Annotated in this window: 25 protein-coding genes; 16 read left to right on the forward strand and 9 right to left on the reverse strand. The window is 66.8% G+C overall.

Going from position 1 to position 18724, the window contains the following annotated elements; genetic code table 11:
• Positions 1-16: 16 nt before the first annotated feature.
• The 3 genes from FBY36_RS04360 to FBY36_RS04370 all read left to right on the forward strand — a co-directional run bounded on the left by FBY36_RS04360 (position 17) and on the right by FBY36_RS04370 (position 3158).
• Complete coding sequence (locus tag FBY36_RS04360; protein WP_160141873.1) at positions 17-496, forward strand: hypothetical protein; 480 nt, start codon at positions 17-19, stop codon at positions 494-496.
• Positions 493-1785: an ArsB/NhaD family transporter gene (locus FBY36_RS04365; protein ID WP_235008717.1), complete on the forward strand. Its 1293-nt coding sequence runs from the start codon at positions 493-495 to the stop codon at positions 1783-1785. Before FBY36_RS04360 ends, FBY36_RS04365 begins: the two co-directional genes overlap by 4 nt.
• Before the next feature lie 158 nt (positions 1786-1943).
• Positions 1944-3158 carry a sensor histidine kinase gene (locus FBY36_RS04370; RefSeq protein ID WP_142117503.1) on the forward strand — a complete coding sequence of 405 codons (1215 nt, stop codon included), beginning with the start codon at positions 1944-1946 and terminating at the stop codon, positions 3156-3158.
• Positions 3159-3167: 9 nt separating this feature from the next.
• Here the strand turns inward: FBY36_RS04370 and FBY36_RS04375 are convergent, their stop codons facing one another.
• Positions 3168-4529, reverse strand: coding sequence for a phenylacetate--CoA ligase family protein (locus FBY36_RS04375; RefSeq protein ID WP_142117504.1), 1362 nt, complete (start codon positions 4527-4529; stop codon positions 3168-3170).
• Between the two features lie 27 nt (positions 4530-4556).
• A complete protein-coding gene (locus FBY36_RS04380; RefSeq protein WP_142117505.1) occupies positions 4557-5102 on the reverse strand; it encodes a YceI family protein in 546 nt (181 codons plus the stop codon).
• A 145-nt stretch (positions 5103-5247) separates the two neighbouring features.
• On the opposite strand from FBY36_RS04380, the gene FBY36_RS04385 reads away from it, so the two are divergent.
• Both FBY36_RS04385 and FBY36_RS04390 read left to right on the forward strand, forming a co-directional pair.
• A complete protein-coding gene (locus tag FBY36_RS04385) occupies positions 5248-5676 on the forward strand; it encodes a hypothetical protein (protein WP_235008718.1) in 429 nt (142 codons plus the stop codon).
• Between the two features lie 42 nt (positions 5677-5718).
• Complete coding sequence (locus FBY36_RS04390; protein ID WP_142117506.1) at positions 5719-6462, forward strand: CDP-alcohol phosphatidyltransferase family protein; 744 nt, start codon at positions 5719-5721, stop codon at positions 6460-6462.
• On the opposite strand, the gene FBY36_RS04395 is transcribed toward FBY36_RS04390, so the two are convergent.
• Genes FBY36_RS04395 through FBY36_RS04405 form a run of 3 tightly spaced genes read right to left on the reverse strand, consistent with a single transcriptional unit; the run spans position 6449 to position 8641 of the window.
• Positions 6449-7276 carry an alpha/beta fold hydrolase gene (locus FBY36_RS04395; protein WP_142117507.1) on the reverse strand — a complete coding sequence of 276 codons (828 nt, stop codon included), beginning with the start codon at positions 7274-7276 and terminating at the stop codon, positions 6449-6451. The two genes, FBY36_RS04390 and FBY36_RS04395, sit on opposite strands and share 14 nt — an antisense overlap.
• Before the next feature lie 45 nt (positions 7277-7321).
• Complete coding sequence (locus FBY36_RS04400; RefSeq protein ID WP_142117508.1) at positions 7322-7996, reverse strand: haloacid dehalogenase type II; 675 nt, start codon at positions 7994-7996, stop codon at positions 7322-7324.
• A gap of 36 nt (positions 7997-8032) precedes the next feature.
• Positions 8033-8641, reverse strand: a complete 609-nt coding sequence (locus FBY36_RS04405; RefSeq protein WP_142117509.1) for a flavodoxin family protein — start codon at positions 8639-8641, stop codon at positions 8033-8035.
• Between the two features lie 162 nt (positions 8642-8803).
• Between FBY36_RS04405 and FBY36_RS04410 the strand changes: the two genes are divergently transcribed.
• The 3 genes from FBY36_RS04410 to FBY36_RS04420 all read left to right on the forward strand — a co-directional run bounded on the left by FBY36_RS04410 (position 8804) and on the right by FBY36_RS04420 (position 10353).
• Positions 8804-9175, forward strand: coding sequence for a hypothetical protein (locus FBY36_RS04410; protein WP_142117510.1), 372 nt, complete (start codon positions 8804-8806; stop codon positions 9173-9175).
• Between the two features lie 52 nt (positions 9176-9227).
• Positions 9228-9635: a four-helix bundle copper-binding protein gene (locus tag FBY36_RS04415; protein WP_142117511.1), complete on the forward strand. Its 408-nt coding sequence runs from the start codon at positions 9228-9230 to the stop codon at positions 9633-9635.
• 166 nt (positions 9636-9801) lie between these two features.
• Positions 9802-10353: a DUF305 domain-containing protein gene (locus FBY36_RS04420; RefSeq protein WP_235008719.1), complete on the forward strand. Its 552-nt coding sequence runs from the start codon at positions 9802-9804 to the stop codon at positions 10351-10353.
• On the opposite strand, the gene FBY36_RS04425 is transcribed toward FBY36_RS04420, so the two are convergent.
• A complete protein-coding gene (locus tag FBY36_RS04425) occupies positions 10319-10933 on the reverse strand; it encodes a TetR/AcrR family transcriptional regulator (RefSeq protein ID WP_142117512.1) in 615 nt (204 codons plus the stop codon). The two genes, FBY36_RS04420 and FBY36_RS04425, sit on opposite strands and share 35 nt — an antisense overlap.
• Positions 10934-11029: 96 nt before the next feature.
• Between FBY36_RS04425 and FBY36_RS04430 the strand changes: the two genes are divergently transcribed.
• Positions 11030-12178 carry an MFS transporter gene (locus tag FBY36_RS04430; protein ID WP_235008935.1) on the forward strand — a complete coding sequence of 383 codons (1149 nt, stop codon included), beginning with the start codon at positions 11030-11032 and terminating at the stop codon, positions 12176-12178.
• Between the two features lie 29 nt (positions 12179-12207).
• Here FBY36_RS04430 and FBY36_RS04435 read toward each other — a convergent pair whose 3' ends face one another.
• Both FBY36_RS04435 and FBY36_RS04440 read right to left on the reverse strand, forming a co-directional pair.
• Positions 12208-12627, reverse strand: coding sequence for a DUF302 domain-containing protein (locus FBY36_RS04435; RefSeq protein WP_142117513.1), 420 nt, complete (start codon positions 12625-12627; stop codon positions 12208-12210).
• Positions 12628-12667: 40 nt separating this feature from the next.
• Positions 12668-12925, reverse strand: coding sequence for a metal-sensitive transcriptional regulator (locus FBY36_RS04440; protein WP_142117514.1), 258 nt, complete (start codon positions 12923-12925; stop codon positions 12668-12670).
• A 127-nt stretch (positions 12926-13052) separates the two neighbouring features.
• Between FBY36_RS04440 and FBY36_RS04445 the strand changes: the two genes are divergently transcribed.
• The 7 genes from FBY36_RS04445 (at position 13053) to FBY36_RS04475 (ending at position 18463) form a co-directional block, all read left to right on the forward strand.
• A complete protein-coding gene (locus tag FBY36_RS04445; RefSeq protein WP_142117515.1) occupies positions 13053-13670 on the forward strand; it encodes a rhodanese-like domain-containing protein in 618 nt (205 codons plus the stop codon).
• Positions 13667-14425, forward strand: coding sequence for a sulfite exporter TauE/SafE family protein (locus FBY36_RS04450; protein ID WP_142117516.1), 759 nt, complete (start codon positions 13667-13669; stop codon positions 14423-14425). Before FBY36_RS04445 ends, FBY36_RS04450 begins: the two co-directional genes overlap by 4 nt.
• Before the next feature lie 22 nt (positions 14426-14447).
• The gene (locus FBY36_RS04455) at positions 14448-14789 is read left to right on the forward strand and encodes a rhodanese-like domain-containing protein (RefSeq protein WP_142117517.1); all 342 of its coding nucleotides are present in this window, start codon (positions 14448-14450) and stop codon (positions 14787-14789) included.
• 49 nt (positions 14790-14838) lie between these two features.
• Positions 14839-15135 carry a rhodanese-like domain-containing protein gene (locus tag FBY36_RS04460; RefSeq protein WP_142117518.1) on the forward strand — a complete coding sequence of 99 codons (297 nt, stop codon included), beginning with the start codon at positions 14839-14841 and terminating at the stop codon, positions 15133-15135.
• A 56-nt stretch (positions 15136-15191) separates the two neighbouring features.
• Entirely contained in the window at positions 15192-15554 is a 363-nt protein-coding gene (trxA, locus tag FBY36_RS04465; RefSeq protein ID WP_142117519.1) for a thioredoxin, read from the forward strand.
• A 115-nt stretch (positions 15555-15669) separates the two neighbouring features.
• Positions 15670-17070: an MBL fold metallo-hydrolase gene (locus FBY36_RS04470; protein WP_142117520.1), complete on the forward strand. Its 1401-nt coding sequence runs from the start codon at positions 15670-15672 to the stop codon at positions 17068-17070.
• A gap of 115 nt (positions 17071-17185) precedes the next feature.
• Positions 17186-18463: an MFS transporter gene (locus tag FBY36_RS04475; protein WP_142117521.1), complete on the forward strand. Its 1278-nt coding sequence runs from the start codon at positions 17186-17188 to the stop codon at positions 18461-18463.
• Positions 18464-18472: 9 nt separating this feature from the next.
• On the opposite strand, the gene FBY36_RS04480 is transcribed toward FBY36_RS04475, so the two are convergent.
• A complete protein-coding gene (locus FBY36_RS04480; RefSeq protein WP_142117522.1) occupies positions 18473-18715 on the reverse strand; it encodes an acyl carrier protein in 243 nt (80 codons plus the stop codon).
• Between the last annotated feature and the right edge of the window lie 9 nt (positions 18716-18724).

Here is an 18724-nt window from a genome sequence, read left to right on the forward strand (position 1 = left end):
GAGAGCCGTGCGTGCCGTGGACCTGAAAGTTTCCCTGCCCGTTGTCCGCCGGGAAACCACGGCGGCTGAAGCCGGACGGCTGATCGCGGACAGCGGCCTGGTGGGGCTGGTGATCGCGAACCGGCGGGGAGTTCCCACGGCCATCGTCTCCGCCGTCGACGTCCTGCGGCTCATGCTGCCCGGCTACCTGCTGGACGATGTCTCCCTCGCCGCAGTTTTCGACGAAGCCGCGGCCACCGAATTGTGGGACCACATCTCCGAGCGGACCGTGGGCGAAATGCTCGACGACGAGGGCGTTGCCGTCCGCAAAATTCTTTCCATCGAGTCCGACGCCACCCTCGTGGAGATCGCGGCGCGGATGGTGGACGCCAGGACCCAGATCGCACTGCTCCACGATTCACCCCCCGACGCCCCGATGTTCGTGACGCTTCCTGCCGTGATCAGCGCCGTCCTGGCAACGGCCGGCGGCGCCGGGACCGGAGCCGGGGACCAGTGACCATCCAGGTTGGCCTTGCGCTCACGGTCTTCCTGGCGGCCTATGTCCTGATCGCTACCGAAAAGCTGCCGCGTCTGACTACGGCGCTGGGCGGCGCCGCGGCGATGGTCCTGATCGGCGCTACGGACGACCAGGGGATGTTCTTCTCGCCGGAGAGCGGAATCGACTGGAACGTCATCTTCCTCCTGCTGGCCATGATGATCATCGTCGGCATCATCCGGCAAACCGGCCTGTTCGAGTTCCTGGCCATCTGGGCAGCGAAAAAGGCCAGGGGCTACCCCTTCCGGATCATGGTGATCCTGGTGCTGATCACTGCCGTGCTTTCGGCGTTCCTGGACAACGTCACCACCGTCCTGCTCACCGCTCCCGTGACGCTCCTGGTCTGCGAACGCCTGGCGGCGCCCCCTGTGCCGTTCCTGATCGCGGAAGTGATGGCCAGCAACATCGGCGGCGCGTCCACACTCATCGGTGACCCGCCAAACATCATCATCGCCAGCCGTGGAAACCTGACCTTCAACGACTTCATCATCAACCTGGCGCCCATTGTGGCAGTGCTCCTCCTGGTCTTCATCGGACTGTGCCGGGTGATGTTCCGCACCGCCTTCCGCTTCCATCCGGAGCGCGCGGCGCGCGTCATGGCGCTGAACGAGAAGGAGGCCCTTGGCGAAAGGCCACTGCTGGTGAAGTGCCTGGTGGTGGTAGGGCTGGTGCTGGCCGGTTTCGTTGCCCGCCCGTTGCTGGGCCTTGCACCGTCCGTGGTGGCCATGCTCGGCGCCGGCCTCCTGGTGCTGCTTGCCCGCCTGGAACCGCGGAAGGTGTTCGCCGACGTGGAGTGGGAGACCCTTCTGTTCTTCGCCGGCCTCTTCATCATGGTTGGTTCCCTGGTCAACCTGGGGGTGGTCCGCTCAGTGGGCGAGTCCATGGCGGGCCTGATTGGGGAGCAGTACGACGTCGCCGCCCTGGCTTTGCTCGGAGGTTCGGCGGTGCTGTCCGGCATCATCGACAACATCCCCTATGTGGCCACGCTGGCCCCCATCACGCAAAGCCTGGTGGAGGCAGGCGGCGATCCGGCCAGGCCCCTTTGGTGGGCGCTGGCCCTCGGAGCTGACCTGGGCGGCAACGCCACTGCCGTTGGAGCCAGCGCCAATGTGGTGGTCATCGGCATTGCGAAGCGCTACGACCACCCGATTTCGTTCTGGACCTTCACCAAGTACGGGCTGGTCGTCACCGCCGTGACCATCGGGCTTTGCCTGCCGTACCTGTACATCCGCTATTACCTGTTCGGATAACGACGGCCTCAGGGCTAATCACTTTGCCGGAAACGTTCACGTATCAACGGGCCGGCGGTCCGGATCTGCCATGATGGTGCGATGTGTGAGCACCCCATTCGGAGCCAGGACATCAACTTGGCTGGCAGCAGTTTCCCGGCACGTTCAGGCCTCCCCCGGTGACGGTAAAAGAGCTGGCCAGGGACGCCGTCCTGGCCAGGACCGGACTCCCCACCCCCGAGCCGGGTTTGGACATCACCGTCCCGATTCCCTCCCAGCGCCTGCAGAACCTGGTGGAACTGGCCAGGACCCTGTGCGGGCAGCCGGTCACCGCAATCAACATCATCACCGAGAACCTGCAGTACCAGGTGGCGACGGCGGGAATGGAACCGTATCTGTGCTCCCGGGAAGATTCAATGTGCGCCGTGGGCTTCCTCAATGGGACGCCCACTGTCCTGGAGGATGCCTCGCTTGATCCCCGCTACAGCAACAACCCCTATGTTGACGGCCGCAGGGGCGAGGTCAGGTTTTACGTCTCCATCCCCCTGGTGGCCGAGGACGGCTTTGTCCTGGGCACGCTTTGTGCGGGCGCGCGGGAAACCGGGCAGCTGAGTGACCGGCAGCTCAAGGGCCTGGAAATCCTCGCCGCCGAGATCGTCGAGGCCCTGCAGCTTGAGCACCGCGCCCGCCAGCTTGCCGATGCGCTGACCGAGGCCCAACGCAGCAACACGCTGCTGGCAGAGTTCGCCGGCAGGATCAGCCATGACCTCCGCAACCCGCTCACCTCCGTCCTGGGCTACGTTGAACTGGCCCGGGACGACGCCGAAGCGCTGGAGGACCGCCAAATCGCGGAGTACCTGGACGTGGTGGCCAATTCCGGCCAGCGCATGCTGTCCATGGTGAGCGACGTCCTGTCCTACGCCACCATCGGCGGGGACGTCCGGCCAACCTGCCTTTCCCTGCAGGACCTGGTCCGGGACGTCGTGCAGGACCTGGCGGCCAGCATCGAAGAGTACGGCGCCTCGATTGAATGCGGCGACTTGGCCTTCACTGCAGATCCCGTCCAGATGCGCGTGCTGCTGCAGAACCTGGTCCACAACGCCATCACCTACAGCCGGCCGGGCATTCCTCCCGTCATCCACGTCACCGGCCACCGGGCCGATGACGGAACAACGCTCCGGGTGATCGACAACGGCAAAGGCATCAGCGAAGGGGACCGGAAACGCGTCCTGGATCCCCTGGTCCGCCTGCACCGGGAGGACGACCCGCCGGGCACCGGGCTGGGCCTGGCCACCGCTGCCCGGATCGCCGCCGCCAGCGGAGGACGGCTTGAAATCGGACCCGTCCCCGGGGACGGCACCATGGTCACCATCCGCCTGGGCGCCAACAGCTGACGCGATGCCTCAGGGCTGGTCCCTCAGGGCGCGGACCATCGGCGCTTTTCCAAGGGCCGTCCGTTCAAGCTGTGCCACCACCTTCACGTCCACGGGGGTATGCAGCGCACCGGCGGTGAGGAGGGCGTCGGCTACCGCCGCCCGGATTCCTTCCACGGATTGCCCGGGCGTGAGTCCGGCCAGCAGCACCCGCAGCCCGGAGGGTTCCTGGACCACCTGCCAGCCTGCGACGGCGGCCTGGTCCAGGACACGGTGGAAAACGTTCGGGTGCACGTGGGCAACTCCTGTCCTGCCGGGCAGCCGCAGGACGTCCTCGATGCGCCCCTCGATCCCCTCCAGGATGGTGAAGCTTCGCCCACATGGGCAGCCCCTGCGGCCCAGCCTTACGGTGTCGGACATCTCGTACCTGATCAACGGCAGGGTGCGCGAGAACAGGACGGTGGCCAGGAGCCTGGCCCCGGTTGTCCCGGCGGGGACCGGGCTGCCCGCCTGGTCCACGGGCTCGATAATCACGAGGTCCTCGTAAACGTGCCGGTTCCGGTAGGTGCAGGGGGAAGCGATACCGGCCGTTTCGGTGGCGGCGTAGACGTCGAACGGGGCACGTCCCCACGCGGCTTCCAGTTCCGATGCGGCGCGGGGGCTGAGCACTTCGGAGGCTGACATGACCGCCTGCGGCGCAATGTGCAGCCGCCCGGCCTGCTGCTCTGCCGCGAGGGGTTTAAGCGCTGAGGCGTAGCCGACGAGGATCCTGGGCTGGAAGCGGTTCAGCGCGTCGACGTTCTGGTCCATGGGGGCGGTCACGTCCAGGCGGAGGGTGGGGATGATCCTGGAGCGCACAGAGGCGCCGACGACGGCTGACTGGTGGGTGGGCACGCGCGAGCTGACCAGGGCCACCTTCAGCGGCCGGGTCAGGCCGGCGGAGATCCCGGCCCAGTCATTCGCTCGGGCGTACGAGGCCAGGACCGAAGCCCATTCCGGGCGGTTCCAGACGAAGATTCCGTGGCGGCCGGTGGTCCCGGCCGTCGCCGCCGCCCACCACCGGCCCCGCCACGGCCGGCCGGGGTTCCCGCCGCTCCCGGCCAGGGACCGCAGATGCTCCTCCAAGTCCGCCAGCGTCAGATCCGGGGTGGTGATGGCCTCGTCGAAATGCTCCATCAGGTCGGCTTTGGTCACCGGCGGCAGCTGATCCAGCGGAGCGTCATGCAGGCCAGCGTGGTGCCGACGGTAGAACTCCGAGCCTGCGTAGGCGGCCCTGCGCAGCTCCTTCAGGGCATGGTCCTGATGGGCTGCGATCCGGACAGCATCCCAGCGGTCCCGCCTCCGCAACGCGGCCCGCAGGAACAGCACGTGGGAGACGAGGCGGAGGTCCACGGGTGCACCGCCTGACGGAAACGCCTGTCAGCCCTGCTTGACCAGCGCTGCCTCCAGGGTGATCTTCACCTTGTCGCTGACCAGCACACCGCCGGCTTCCAGGGCCGCGTTCCAGGTCAGGCCGAATTCCTTGCGGCTGATTTCGGCTTCTGCGGAAAAGCCGGCCCGGGTGGCGCCAAAGGGATCTACCGCAACGCCGGTGAACTCCACTTCAAGCTCCACGGGACGGGTGACGCCCTTGATGGTCAGGTCCCCCGTCAGGGTGTAATCCTCCCCGTCCCCTTCAATGTGGGTGCCGCGGAACGTCATCTCCGGATACCGCTCGACGTCGAAGAAATCCGCACCCTTCACGTGCGCGTCCCGGTTGGCGTCACCGGAGTCGAAGCTGGCCGTGGACACCGTGGCGTGGACCGAGGAGTCTTCCAGGGAATGCCCAACCCGGGCCTCGGCGCTGGCCTCCGTGAAGCGGCCGCGAACCTTGCTGATTCCGGCATGGCGGACGCTGAAGCCGATCTCGCTGTGTGACATGTCCAGGGTCCATGTTCCGGGCGTGAGTTCCTTGGGAAGGGTCATGGTCATTCTCCTTACTCGTAGGGCCGCAGGCTTCGCCGCCCGCTACAGGCGCAAGATTACGGATGCCCCTAAATATTCCCCATAAAACCCGCAGATATAAGGGGGCCGGGTGAACCGGGAGGGAACTTCCGGCGTATACATAAGCGTGGCACTACGACTACTGACCGCACTGGCACTCTTCATCGATGCCGGCGTCCATCTCTTCCTGGCCCCGGGTCACCAGGACGCGCAGCCGGGCACCGTCAGCCAGGGCACCCTGTTCCTCCTCGAAGCGGCCGCCGCCGTGATAGCCGGGGTCTGGGTGCTGGTACGCGGAAGCCGCGCGGCTTATGCGCTGGCGTTCACTGTGGCACTCAGCGCGTTCGCCGCCGTCGTGCTCTACAGGTATGTGGACATTCCGGCGATCGGACCGATCCCGGCGATGTATGACCCCGTCTGGTTCTTCTCCAAGACCCTGAGCGCTGTCGCGGAGGGAGCCGGGGCGCTGCTGGCGCTGGTGGGCCTGGTCCGCACCGGCCGCAGGGGAAGGCCCGACGCCGGCACCAGGATCCCGGCCGGACGACGCCGGCCGTGATGATCACCGCAGCCGTTGGTACCATGCGGGTGGAGGTGGCTGATGAGCGCAGCTGAGCGGGCGATGCCCGACGCCGTAGCCACCCTGGCCGCCTACCTCCTGGCGGCCCTGTGGCTGTCATCCCTGTCCGCCTCCGGACCGGTCCCCCAACTGGCAGGCCTGTGCGCCGGCGCCCTGGTGACCGCGGCCGCCGTCGGCTCTGTCCTGCGGCGCATCCCGCGCTTCTGCACTCCAGCAGACCGCGTCACCCTGCTGCGGGCCGTCCTGGTGGCACTCTGCGCCGTGGTGGCCGTTCCGCAACTGGTTACCGGGCGCGGCCCAGACCTCCTGCTGCCGGTCCTGGGCGGCATTGCCTTCCTGCTGGACGGGGTGGACGGAGCGGTGGCGAGGCGCACGGAAACAGCTTCCCCGGCGGGGGCACGCTTCGATGCCGCCACCGACGCCGCACTGGTGCTCGTGTTGTCGGTCGCAGCCGCCGCGGTGGCGGGACCCTGGACCGTGGCAATCGGGGGCATGTACTACGTGTTCGTGGCAGCCGGTTTCTTCCGGCCCCACCTTCGCGCTGCGCTCCCGCCCAGCTTTTCCCGCAAGGCCATCGGGGCCTTCCAGCCGCTGGCGCTGCTGGTGTCACTTCTCCCCGGCATGCCGCTGGCTGCCGCCTTCCCGGCCCTGGCGCTTGCCCTGCTCACGTTTTCCTTCACACGGGATGTGGTCCTCTTGGAGGCCCGGCATCGTACGCGGCTGCTGGACGCCGGCCTGGCCCGGACCGGACTTACCGCCCGTTAGCCAGGTGGTCCAGCATGGCATCGGCCACGGCGTCCGGTGAATCCTCGGTGGGGATGTGCCTGCCGTCCACCTCCACCAGGTCCGCGTTGGGGACCTCTTTCACGTAGCGGCGGGCGAACTCAATCTTCTGGAAATCATCGTCCCGGCCCCAGACCAGGCGCGTGGGAATGGCAGCTTCCTTGAGGGCCGGCACCAGGTCCAGCGTGAAGCGGGCATCCGCGGCCGCTGCCATGGCCATCCAGGACCGCGCCCGCGCCGGAGACTGCCAGGGGGACAAGTAATCCTCCAGTTCGTCCTCAGTGAAGGTCCGCAGCGCGCAGGCCTGGGTGGATTTGCGGCGCGCGGCAAGGAGATCCTCCTCCGTGGTGTTCCGGCGGACCTCCGGGTCCCGGAAACGTTCGACGGCGGGCACCGGCCAGGAGTCGAACATGACGGCGTTCATCAGCACCATCTTCCGGATTCTTCCGCTGGTGGCGGCGAGCTGCTGGGCAACGCCGCCGCCGATGTCATGCGCGGCAACGTCGAACTGCGCGATCCCCAGGGCGTCCGCAGCCTGGAGCACTGTCTGCGCGAGGGCCGGGACGGTGGCCTGCTCAACGTCCAGTTCTCCCCCGCTGCGGCCGAACCCCGGAAAGTCGAGGGCATAGCAGCGGCTCTGTGCGGCCAGTGCCGGCAGGACGGGCTGCCACACCCGGCTCCAGAAGGTGCCGTGCAGCAGGATCAGGGGCGGGGCTGATTCGTCCCCGGCGGTGAGGTAGGACAGCGGAACGCCGTCCACGTCAACGGTGCGTCGCTCGACGGCGGGTGCTGCCATGGGTGGTCTCCGTTTCCGATGGGCTGTGCGCTGTCAGTGGTGTGCCTACGCGGCGAGCACCGCGGGAAGGTCCGTCAGCGCGCTGATAGTGATGTCCGGGGCCTGGAAGTACGACGGGTAGCGGGCGGCGGTCCGGTTCAGCCAGGCCGTCCGGAGCCCGGACCTGGCTGCCCCGTGGATGTCCCAAGGGTGCACGGCGACCAGCAGCATCCTTGAAGGCTCCGATTCGGCCGATGCTGCCGCGTACTCATAGGCCGCCCGGGCCGGCTTCCAGGCCGGGGCGTCCTCCACGGACAGGAGCAACTCAAAGCGGTCCCTGATGCCGCCGGCAACAAACAATTTGTTGGCGTTGGCCGCCGCCCCGTTGGTCAGGGTGATCAGCCGGTGCCCGGCTGCGGCCAGGGCACGCACGCCGTCCGGGACGTCCGGGTGCAGTGAAAGGTTCTGCATGGCCGTCATGATCCGTTCGACGGCGGCGTCCAGGTCCCCGGAGATCCCTTCGGCTGCCAGCAGGGTGCGGAGGGCTTCGGCGCCGATGGCCGCGAACGCTTTGTTGTCACCGCTGGCCGTAAGGGCGAATCCGTCCCGCAGCAGGGATGCGAACCAGAGCTTTGCCAGCTCCCGCGGCGCCCCGGTCTGCGCGAATGCTTCGGCGAGCGGGGCCATGTCCGACAGGGTCTCGTTGACGTCGAAAACAATGACCAGCGGTTGGGTGGGCATGGGCTTCCTTCCTGTTCCGGAGGCGGACTTGGTGCGCTACTTCGCTGGGTATTGGCTGGAGCGCAGAAGCCGGGCCAGGTGCACGGCGTTGCGGGCCAGCCCTGCATTGGTGGAGGCCACCGGATCCGGCACCTGGTCAAGGTCCTTGAAGTCCACGGTCTGCATGGCCTCGCCCACCCAGTAGGTGCCGCCCTGCGCCGGAAGGCTGAAACCGATGTCGTTCAGGCCCTGCATCATGTCAGCGATCGTCTTGTGCGCGCCGTCCTCGTTGCCCACGACGGCCACCGTGGCCACTTTTCCGTACATGACGGGCCGGCCGTCGTCGTCCGTTTCGGACAAATCGGCGTCCAGGCGCTCCATGACCTGCTGGGCAACGCTGCAGGGGTGGCCCATCCAGATGGGGGTGGACAGGATCAGGATGTCCGCCGCCAGGATCCGCTCGCGTATGGTTGGCCACTGGTCGCCGTTGCCCATGTCCACCTGCACGCCGCGCTTCACGTCATAGTCCACGATCCGCAGGGAATCCGTGGTGACACCCTGGCCTTCCAGCTCGTCCAGGATGTGCTGGGCCATCAGCTCGCTGCTGGAGGGCTCCGGGGAGGGGGTCAGGGTGCAAACGAGGGCAAGAGCGGACAGTTCGGACATCGGCGGAAGCTCCCTTGATTTTCTCAGCGAAAATAGTCAGTCTACTTAGTAGTAGATCACAGAGGGTGCTGGCTGCACTACGGAAACTGCGGTGGCGGGAATGCGCGCTCGAGGAAGGAGACGGCGACGAGGCCTGGGACGATTGATGGAAATGTCGTTCGCGTGCCTGCAGCACCGCCGGCCGTTTTGACCTGGTTTCTCCTGGCCGTCCTGCTGGTGGCGGCAGCCTCCTACTCGCAGGGCAGCAGGTACACCCTGGTGGCAGGGCAGGACTCGGTCCAGGCCGCGGCCCACTCCTCAGCCCAGACCGCAGCAGCCGCCCACCCACAGGATGATTCGCAGCAGCACCATGCCTGCTGCCAGCGCTACCCGGCGTCGCGCAGCGAACCGGCGCCGCTGAAGACGGCAGTGCCGGACCCGCCGGCTGTGGCGCTCCCCGCGGGTACGCATCCCCTCCTTGCCAGCGGGCCTCCGGACACCCAACCCAGGCGCCAAGCCCTCAGACTGGACCAACTCTCCATCAGCCGGACGTAAAGGGACCGTTTTCCCAAGCAATGACCATTACGACCGGAATTGAGAGACCACAATGACCCACATCCAGTCCATGCTGGACACCTATCCCAAGGACCTTGGAAACCTGGACAAGGGCAAGCTCGCCGAGTGCATCAAGGCCTGCTTCGAATGTGCCCAGACCTGCACAGCCTGCGCTGACGCCTGTCTCAGTGAGGACATGGTGGCGGAACTGACGAAGTGCATCCGCACAAACCTGGACTGTGCTGACATCTGCGCAGCCACCGGCAACGTCCTCTCCCGCCACACGGGGTACGACGCCAATATCACCAGGGCCATGCTCGACGCCTGCCGGGCCGCGTGCAAGGCCTGCGGTGACGAATGCAGTGAGCACTCTTCCATGCATGAACACTGCCGCGTCTGCGCCGAGTCCTGCCGCCGATGTGAGCAGGCCTGCTCCAACCTCCTCGCCTCCCTGGGCTGAGGCGCTCCGGCAGCGACCCCGCAACGCTGGAACCAGCCCAGCGCGGAGCCCGCTGACAGCGCGGCTCCGCGCTGGGGTTTCCGCGCGTGCTGGAAAAGCGCGCTGATGGAACGGTTCTGCCAATCATTCAGTAAGGACCGTTCCTAAGTCTTGAAAGGAAGTTCACGTGGGTTCAGAAAATTATCCAAACCGGAAGAATCACACGCATCAACACCAGCATGAAACCCAGGACGGAACCGGCCATCAGCGGGACGGGGCCAGCGGCGGCCACGGGTCATCCCGGATGTACTGGAAATTTGCCATCATCCTACTGGTGAGCCTCGCCCTGATGTGGGTGCTGTCCATGTCGATGGTCCGCTCGATCGAGCACTTCTATTTCAACCTGAGCAACTTCTGGATGGCATTGCTGATGGTGTCGGCCATGGCCGTGGTCATGCTGGTGGGCATGTGGTCGATGTTCAAGAACCGGAAGGCGAACATCGCCATGCTTGCCGGCTTTGCGGTGCTGTTAGTGGCGGTGTTCGCCCTGGGAAGGACGGAGACGTTTGTGGGAAATGAGCAGTTCCTGAAATCCATGATCCCGCATCACTCACGTGCGCTCCTTGTCTGCCAGGAGTCGGATATTACCGACCCGGAGATCGTCAAGCTATGCGATTCGATCGTGAAGTCCCAACAGGAGGAGATTACCCAGATGAAGGCCATTCTCGACCGCTACTAGCCGGCTGGCGGCACGCTTGAGCTGCTGAGCGCGCCAATCGGCGGCCGACGTCAATTGGTGAATGGGGGTAGCCGCGCAGGAAAGCAGTCAGGGTTCCGCTGTAGGCCAGGAGTACCTCGTCGGCCAGCTCTTGAGCCCGCGGGCCGGCGAGGGGGCGCGAGAAATGCAGGAGGCGGGTGGCGAGCAGGGCGGTATCCGCGGCGAGGACGGCGCTGATCTCTTCTGCGGCTGCGGGAAGCTCGGTGGCGGCAGCAAGAAAGGCGCACCAGCGTGAAGGGTGGTTCTGGTCGCGCCGGTAGGAGGCAAGGGCGTCAAACACTGCCAATAATCGCGCCATATCGTTATCGGCCGCAACGATGTGCTGGTCCCAGACTCCCTGCCAGTCCGCCAGCCTGACCCTTAGGGCTTCAGCGACCAGTGCGTCCTTGCTGCCGAAATGCGCGTATAGCGTGGCGGCGGATACCTCCGCCTGCTGCAGCAGCGCATCGACGGGAGTGGCCCGGATGCCCTGGTCGAACAGAACTTGATCGGCTGCCTTGAGCAGGCGTGCGCGTGCTGGAAGTCTCTGGCCGATGGTCACAACCCCACTGTAACTGCCCCTATTGCAGAACGATAGTTCTACTGTACTGTAACGATCGTTCTGGTCTTGGTCTTTGAGGAGGATCCCGTGCGCGCTATGGTGGCCAGCGGAATGGCATTGATAGCGGCGACCTATGGGCTGGCGCGCTTCGGTTACGGGCTTTTCCTGCCCCGGTTCAGCGAGACCTTCCAGATGGGATCGGCCACTGCAGGATTCATCCAGGCCGGGAGCTTCCTCTCTTTCTGCTTGGCGGCAGTTCTCGCTTTGCGCCTTGCTGCCCGTCCAAGGCTCGTCGTCATATGTGCGGGGATTACAGCTGCCCTGGGATCGACGGGTGTGGCGGTGGCGCCTAATGTCGACGTCCTCGGAATGAGTGTCGTCCTGGCCGGCGCCGGCGCAGGATTCGCAACCCCGGGCCTGGTCACGTTCATCGAGCGCAACATCGCCCCGGCATGCCAGGAAAGCGCGCAGACGATTGTTAATGCCGGCACCGGGGCGGGCATCGTCGTCGCGGGCATCCTCATGCTCCTCACAACTGACCAATGGCGCCTGGGCTGGGTGGCAATCGCTGCCCTCGTCGCCATGGCAGCCATTGCCACCCTCCGTGCTGACCGGGCTGCCCGCCGGGACCGCGCGGCTGGCCTGCCATCCCAGGTGCGGGCCCGCGACCTGGCGCCACTGGCCTGGCCCATCGCCGCGGCAGTCCTGGCCGGCGCATCCAGTGCCGCGATCTGGACTTTCGGCCGCACCGTCATGGCCGCTTCCCGCCCGGGTGAGGAGACATACTCAATCCTTGCGTGGATGGTCCTGGGCGCCTTTGGGGTACTCGGTGCAACAGCCGGAAAAATCGTTAAAGCCTGGAGTCTGCGGACGGCATGGAACCTGACCTCATTAGCCATGGCAGGGGCAACCGTCGTGCTGGGCGTGGCACCAGGCAGCCCCTTCACCGCGTATACCTCCGTGGCGCTGTTCGCCGCCAGCTACACCGCCCTGTGCGGGGTTCTGATCATCTGGGCAGTCCGATTGGTTCCCGACCGTGCCGCCGAAGGCACTGCCGCACTGTTCATCGCCCTCGCCATTGGTCAGGCGCTCGGCTCGGCAACACTTGGAGTCCTATTTGCCTACGTCTCACCGGTCCTGGCCTTCACCGTGGCCGGGATCCTCGGAATCCTCGCAGTACTGCCGGCAGCGAAATGCCGGCCTGACACATCCTCCCGCCCGGCACTACGGCAGCGGACACCATGAGATTCAAGGGGTCTTGTACGCGAACGGCTCTATAGCCTGGTAGTTCCACCCAGATCGGCCAGGGCCTTGCGAAGGCGGGTACCGGCGTCGTCCGCCACTTCCTTAACGGAAGGGGCGCTGCTGAGCTGCACCATAGTCTGCGGGTCGATGGCTTCCACCGTAGTAACGTCCGCCGACTGGTTACGGCGCACCACCACATTGCAGGGCAGCAACGCGCCCATTTCCGGTTCAGCGGCGAGGGCCCGGCTGGCAAGGGCCGGGTTACAGGCACCGAGGATGATGTAATCCCCGACGGCGTCCGCGGCTTCGGCGCCGAGCTTGGCTTCGAAGGTGGAACGGACGTTGATTTCCGTCAGGATCCCGAAGCCCTGCGCGGCAAGGGCCGCGCGCGTGCGGTTCACGGCCTCCGCCCAGGGCACGGAGACAGTGGTGGCCAATGTGTACGTCATGTTGCTCCTCAAAGTTGCGTCGGGTCCGGCGGTTCGGCGGTTAGGCGAGGGAGAGGAAGAGCTTCTCCAGGTCCTTCCGGTCCATGGTCGCGTCCTTCTGGACGATGCACTGCTCCAGCCCGGTGGCGATGATGGCAAAGCCGGCGCGGTCAAGAGCCTTGGACACGGCCGCCAGCTGGGTGACGACATCCTTGCAGTCGCGGCCTTCCTCAAGCATGCGGGTGACGGCGGCGAGTTGGCCTTGTGCCCGCTTGAGGCGGTTGATCACGGGTGTGAGCTCGGTTGGGTTCAGTTCCATAAGTGGGGTCTTTCGTTGATGGGGGTGCTGGGGTCAACTATATACCCCGATGGGTGTTTTGACTACCCCCGGGGGTATCTGCAATACTCGGTGGGGTATCCACCCGACCCCTTCCGAGAGGCCACCAATGACTCCCCCTTCCAAAGCACCCGCCGTCACCGCACTCGCCCCTGAAGCCCTCCAGTCCTGGATCAAGGAGCACCAGGACCTTGTGGTCATCGATGTGCGTTCCGCCGCTGAATTCGAATCCATGCACATCCGCGGCTCCTACAACGTGCCACTGCCGCTGCTGTCCGAGCACACAGACGAGCTCGCCGCCCGGCTGGGTTCGCGTGTGGTCCTGGTCTGCCAGTCCGGCGTGCGTGCCGAGCAGGCCCGCCAGCGCATGGCCACCGTTGGCCTGGACACCGCTTACGTCCTCACCGGCGGCGTTCCCGGCTTCGCCGCCGCCGGCGGCGACGTGGTCAAGGGCAAGGACCGCTGGGACCTGGAACGCCAGGTCCGCCTGGCCGCAGGCTCCCTGGTGATGCTGGGCCTGGCCGGGGGCAAGTTCGTCTCGCCCAAGGTCCGCATGCTGGCCGGCGCCATCGGCACCGGGCTGACGTTCTCGGCCGCGACCAACACCTGCGCCATGGGCAAGGCCCTGTCTGCCATGCCGTGGAACAAGGCCGCCAAGGAGCCCACCCGCGAAACCGCCATCCTGCAGCTTCCCGTGCAGCCGGCTGAAGAGGGCGCCGCCGCATGATTCCGGCCCTGGGTCTGGGGCTCGTCGTCGGCGTCGTACTGGGCGTAGTGGGCGGCGGCGGGTCCATCATCGCTGTCCCGGCCCTGGTGTACGGCGTGGGCATGAGCCCCGCCCAGGCCATTCCCACCTCCCTGCTGGTGGTGGGGATATCCTCCCTGGCAGCCCTGCTGCCCCGGATCCGGGAAGGCCTGAACTGGCCCGTGATCGCCCTGGTGGGGGGCGCCGGCATCCCGGCAGCCTGGGCCGGCGCGGCCGTGGGCAAGCTGCTGGACCCGACCATCCTGATGCTGGCTTTCGCCGTGATCATGGTGGCCGCGGGCATCCGGATGCTCAGCAAGCCCCGCGAAAGCGAAGGGTCCTGCAGCACCGGGCCGAACCGGGCATTCCGGTCCTGCGCCCCAAAGGCCGTGGGAGTGGGCCTGCTGGTCGGGTTCCTCACCGGATTGCTGGGCGTGGGCGGCGGCTTCCTCATCACCCCCGCGCTGACCATCTTCCTGGGCCTGCGCATGAAACAGGCCGTCGGCACATCCCTGGCCATCATCGTGGTCAACTCGGCCGCCGGGTTCAGCGCCCACGCCGCCGGCTACACCATCGACTGGGCCACCACCCTGGCGTTCGCCATCCCGGCGATCGTGGGATCGGTGGTTGCCGCCCGGTTTGCGCGGCGGCTGAAGGACAAACACATCCGCATCTCATTCGCCGTACTCATCTTTGCCGTCGCGGCGTGGGTCACCGCCGGCACGGTCACCGCCTGACCCATCCATAGAGGAGAGCACTATGGGACTGATCGATTCCCTCAAGAAGGCCTTCAGCAAGCCCTACAAGACGATTTCCGTGGCACAGGCCAAGGAACTCCTGGGTTCGGGGGCCACACTCATCGACGTCAGGTCGGCCCAGGAGTGGCGGACCGGACGGGCGCCGCAAGCCAAGCATGTCCCCCTGGACCGTCTGCAGGCCAGCACCGCCGGCATCCAGAAGACCCATCCGGTCATCGCAGTCTGCGCCTCGGGAGTTCGCTCGGCCTTGGCAGCCCGGCTCCTGGCCGCCAAGGGCTACGACGCCTATTCAGTGCGCGGCGGAATGGCCGCCTGGCGCCAGGCCGGCGAACCCGTCCGCTAGCAACACCACCACCAGCTCCAGCCACAAACCACTTCAAAGGAGAACCACCATGGCTGAAATCACCATCACCGAAGCCGAACAGCGCCGCTCCACCGCCCGGATCCTCGACGTCCGCGAGGACTTCGAGGTCGCCGAAGGCATGATCCCCGGCGCCCTGCACATCCCCATGGGCCAACTCCAGGCCCGCCTGGGCGAGCTCGATCCCGCTGTGCCCGTGATCGCCGTCTGCCGCAGCGGCAACCGCAGCGCCGCCGTCGCGGACGCGCTGAACGGCGTCGGCTACAAAGCGGACACCATGGCAGGCGGCATGACCGCCTGGACCCGCGCCGGACTCCCCACCACCTAGGCCCTGCCGCAGCCGCCCCAAACCCCACCCCGCCCCGAAAGGACACGACAGAGATCATGGCAACCATCGACATCACCCAGCAATCCTTCGCCCAGACCCTGGAGGACAACAGCATCGTCTTCGTCGACTTCTGGGCAGCCTGGTGCGGCCCCTGCCGCATGTTCGCCCCCACGTACGGCGCCGCCGCTGAACGCCACCCGGACATCACCTTCGCCAAGGTGGACACCGAGGCCGAACAGGCGCTCGCGGCAGCAGCAGACATCACCTCCATCCCCACCCTGATGGCCTTCAAGGACAAGACCCTGGTCTTCTCCCAGCCGGGCGCGCTGAACGCCACTGGACTGGAGGAAGTCATCCAAGCCGTGAAGAACCTGGACATGGACAAGCTCCGCGCCGAGGCCGCACACCAGCACGCCTGACCCCTCCCCCCGCGTTCCAGGCACTCCCACATCGCTCGTTGCGTTATACCCCCCGGGGTATCTATACTGGATCCAGAACACTTCCCAAACCCCTTTCACTGAAGGAGAGCACCAGATGCTTATCGAGCGCATTTACGACGAAGACCTCGCGCAGGCCAGCTACCTGATCGGCTGCCAGGCCAAGGGCGAAGCCCTTGTGGTGGACGGCCGCCGCGACATCGCCGTCTACCAGGACATTGCCGCCAAGAACGGCATGAAGATCACCGCCGTCACCGAAACCCACATCCACGCCGACTACCTCTCCGGCACCCGCGAGCTGGCCGCCGCCACCGGCGCCAAGATCTACGTCTCCGGCGAGGGCGGACCGGACTGGCAGTACGAATTCGACGGCGAGCGGCTGTACGACGGCGACACCATCAGTCTGGGCAACATCAGCATCAAGGCGGTCCACACCCCAGGGCACACGCCCGAGCACCTGTCCTTCCTGGTGACCGACGGCGCCTTCAGTGACCAGCCCGGCTACCTGCTCTCCGGAGACTTCGTCTTCTCCGGCGACCTGGGCCGGCCCGACCTGCTGGACGAAGCAGCCGGCGGCATCGACACCCGCTTCCTGGGCGCAAAGCAGCTCTTCGCCAGCCTCCGCGACAAGTTCCTCACCCTGCCGGACTACGTCCAGGTCCACCCCGCCCACGGCGCAGGCAGCGCCTGCGGCAAGGCACTGGGTGCCATCCCTTCCTCCACGGTGGGTTACGAACGCCTCTACGCCTGGTGGGGCCCCTACCTCGCGGCCAACGACGAGCAGGGCTTCATCGACGAACTCCTCGAGGGCCAGCCCGACGCCCACGCCTACTTCGGCCGGATGAAGCGCGAAAACCGGGTAGGCCCGGGCATCATGGGCGAACGTGCCCCGCTGCAGGAACTGGACACCGCCGGCGTCGCCAAGGCCCTGGCGGAGGACACCCTGACCTTCATCGACACCCGCCCCAACGACGAAGTCCACCAGGGCACCGTGGTCCGGTCCCTGAACGTTCCGGCCGGCAAGTCCGTGGCCAGTTACGGCGCCTGGGTGGTCAACCCGGAGACGGACAAGAACCCGCTGGTGCTGCTGGCCAAGGACCAGGAGCAGGCCCAGGACATGTGGGACCACCTGGTCCGCGTGGGCATCGACAACGTGGCCGGGTACATCACAGGCATCGAGGGGCTGCCCACCTTCACGCCGAAGCTGATCCGGCCCGAGGACCTCGACAAGTTCGACGCCGCCATGGTCCTGGACGTCCGTAACAAGACCGAGCACAAGGCAGGGCACGTGCCGGGCTCGTACCAGCTCAGCGGCGGCCGCCTCATGTGGCACCTGGATGAGCTGCCTGCGGAAGGCAGCATCGTGTCCTACTGCCAGTCCGGCGTCCGGAACTCCGTCGCCGCCAGCGCCCTCCGCCGTGCGGGGTACGACGTCGTCGAACTCGATGGCAGCTACGCCGCCTGGAACGCCTGGCAGAACAGCGTCCCCGCCGCCTAACCAGGGCCACCCCAAAGACCGCCCGGGCAGGACCCCCCTCCTGCCCGGGCTCCCGGCCCGGGCGCGCCCCCACGCGCCCGGGCCGCTTTTGACTCCAACGGAATGGAAACCCTTGATGCCCGGCAAAGCTACCCCCCGTTACGATGCCGGTTCGCCCGGCGCTGTACTGGGCCTGCGGCAGAACCTGGCGCAGTTCATGCTGCTGGTGGCCGTTAACGCCCTGGTGGGCGGCACCCTGGGCCAGGAACGCACGGTCCTCCCCCTGCTCGCATCCCAGGCATTCCACCTGGACCTGTACACCCGTGCGCTGACGTACATCCTGGCCTTCGGCCTGTCCAAGGCCGCCATGAACTACTTCGCCGGCACGCTCTCGGACCGCTACGGCCGTAAACCCGTCCTCGTGGCGGGCTGGCTGGCCGCGGTACCCGTCCCCCTCATGCTCATCTTCGGGCCGTCCTGGGGATGGATCGTTGCGGCCAACGTGCTGCTCGGCATCAGCCAGGGCCTCACCTGGTCCACGGCCGTGATCATGAAGATGGACCTCGTGGGCTCCCGGCAGCGCGGACTGGCCATGGGCTTCAACGAGGCCGCGGGCTACCTGGGAGTGGCCGTCACCGCACTCGCCACCGGCTATCTGGCCACCGCATACGGGCTCCGACCTGCCCCGTTCCTGCTCGGCGCCGCGTACATCGCCCTGGGCCTGGGCCTGACAGTCCTGGCCGTCCGGGAGACCCACCACCATGCCAGGACCGAGGCCTCGCAACATGCCGGCGCCCACGGCAGCGCCCACGCCGGCCTCACTACCGGCCAGGTTTTCACCCTCACCAGCTTCAAGGACCGTTCCCTGTCCGCAGCCAGCCAGGCGGGCCTGGTCAACAACCTCAATGACGGCCTGGCCTGGGGCCTCTTCCCCGTCCTGTTCGCCGGTGCGGGGTTGAGCCTTGGCGAGATCGGCATCCTGGCCGCCGCCTACCCTGCCGCCTGGGGCGCCGCCCAACTGGTCACCGGCGCCGCGTCAGACCTGTGGGGCCGCAAATGGTTTATCACGGCCGGCATGTTGGTCCAGGCCGTCGCCCTGGGCATCACCGCCTCAGCGCACGGCTTCGGGGCCTGGCTCGCCGCCGCCGTCGTCCTGGGCCTAGGAACCGCCATGGTCTACCCCACCCTGCTCGCCGCCGTCGGCGACGTCACCCATCCGGCCTGGCGGGCCCGCTCGGTGGGTGTCTACCGGCTGTGGCGCGACGGCGGATTCGCCGTCGGTGCCCTCCTGTCCGGCGTCCTCGCCGACCTGTACGGCATCCCTGCCGCCATCGCCGCCGTCGCGGTGCTCACCGCAGCCTCCGGCGTGGTGGTTGCCGTCCGGATGCGCGGGAACGACCACGCCGCGGGCTGACGCAACGCTTTACCCGTGCCCGGCGACGTACGTGACCAGCCCGTCCACCGTTGCCACCGCAGGGTAGTCGGCCTCCGGAATGTCCACGCCCGTGGAGCCCGCAATGACCTCCACCAGGTGGAGGAAATCCAGCGAGTCCAGTTCCAGGTCCTGGCGCAGCCTTGCGCTGCCTTCCAGGTCTTCGGGTTCGACGTCAGGGGCTACTTTCCCGATCGCCGCCTCCACCGCCTGGCGTGCGTCCTGTTGGTTCACGGCTCCTCC

The organism is Arthrobacter sp. SLBN-122 (genome assembly GCF_006715165.1).
Classification (GTDB): Bacteria; Actinomycetota; Actinomycetes; order Actinomycetales; family Micrococcaceae; genus Arthrobacter.

Excerpts from the sequence above, each read along its gene's own strand:
- FBY36_RS04430 (WP_235008935.1), top strand. The coding sequence starts at position 11,030 with ATGGTGGCCAGCGGAATGGCATTGATAGCGGCGACCTATGGGCTGGCG.
- FBY36_RS04415 (WP_142117511.1), top strand. The coding sequence starts at position 9,228 with ATGACCCACATCCAGTCCATGCTGGACACCTATCCCAAGGACCTTGGA.
- FBY36_RS04445 (WP_142117515.1), top strand. The coding sequence starts at position 13,053 with ATGACTCCCCCTTCCAAAGCACCCGCCGTCACCGCACTCGCCCCTGAA.
- FBY36_RS04405 (WP_142117509.1), bottom strand. The coding sequence starts at position 8,641 with ATGTCCGAACTGTCCGCTCTTGCCCTCGTTTGCACCCTGACCCCCTCC.
- FBY36_RS04475 (WP_142117521.1), top strand. The coding sequence starts at position 17,186 with ATGCCCGGCAAAGCTACCCCCCGTTACGATGCCGGTTCGCCCGGCGCT.
- FBY36_RS04440 (WP_142117514.1), bottom strand. The coding sequence starts at position 12,925 with ATGGAACTGAACCCAACCGAGCTCACACCCGTGATCAACCGCCTCAAG.
- FBY36_RS04450 (WP_142117516.1), top strand. The coding sequence starts at position 13,667 with ATGATTCCGGCCCTGGGTCTGGGGCTCGTCGTCGGCGTCGTACTGGGC.
- FBY36_RS04455 (WP_142117517.1), top strand. The coding sequence starts at position 14,448 with ATGGGACTGATCGATTCCCTCAAGAAGGCCTTCAGCAAGCCCTACAAG.
- FBY36_RS04380 (WP_142117505.1), bottom strand. The coding sequence starts at position 5,102 with ATGACCCTTCCCAAGGAACTCACGCCCGGAACATGGACCCTGGACATG.
- FBY36_RS04470 (WP_142117520.1), top strand. The coding sequence starts at position 15,670 with ATGCTTATCGAGCGCATTTACGACGAAGACCTCGCGCAGGCCAGCTAC.
- FBY36_RS04390 (WP_142117506.1), top strand. The coding sequence starts at position 5,719 with ATGAGCGCAGCTGAGCGGGCGATGCCCGACGCCGTAGCCACCCTGGCC.
- FBY36_RS04435 (WP_142117513.1), bottom strand. The coding sequence starts at position 12,627 with ATGACGTACACATTGGCCACCACTGTCTCCGTGCCCTGGGCGGAGGCC.
- FBY36_RS04400 (WP_142117508.1), bottom strand. The coding sequence starts at position 7,996 with ATGCCCACCCAACCGCTGGTCATTGTTTTCGACGTCAACGAGACCCTG.
- trxA (WP_142117519.1), top strand. The coding sequence starts at position 15,192 with ATGGCAACCATCGACATCACCCAGCAATCCTTCGCCCAGACCCTGGAG.
- FBY36_RS04395 (WP_142117507.1), bottom strand. The coding sequence starts at position 7,276 with ATGGCAGCACCCGCCGTCGAGCGACGCACCGTTGACGTGGACGGCGTT.
- FBY36_RS04460 (WP_142117518.1), top strand. The coding sequence starts at position 14,839 with ATGGCTGAAATCACCATCACCGAAGCCGAACAGCGCCGCTCCACCGCC.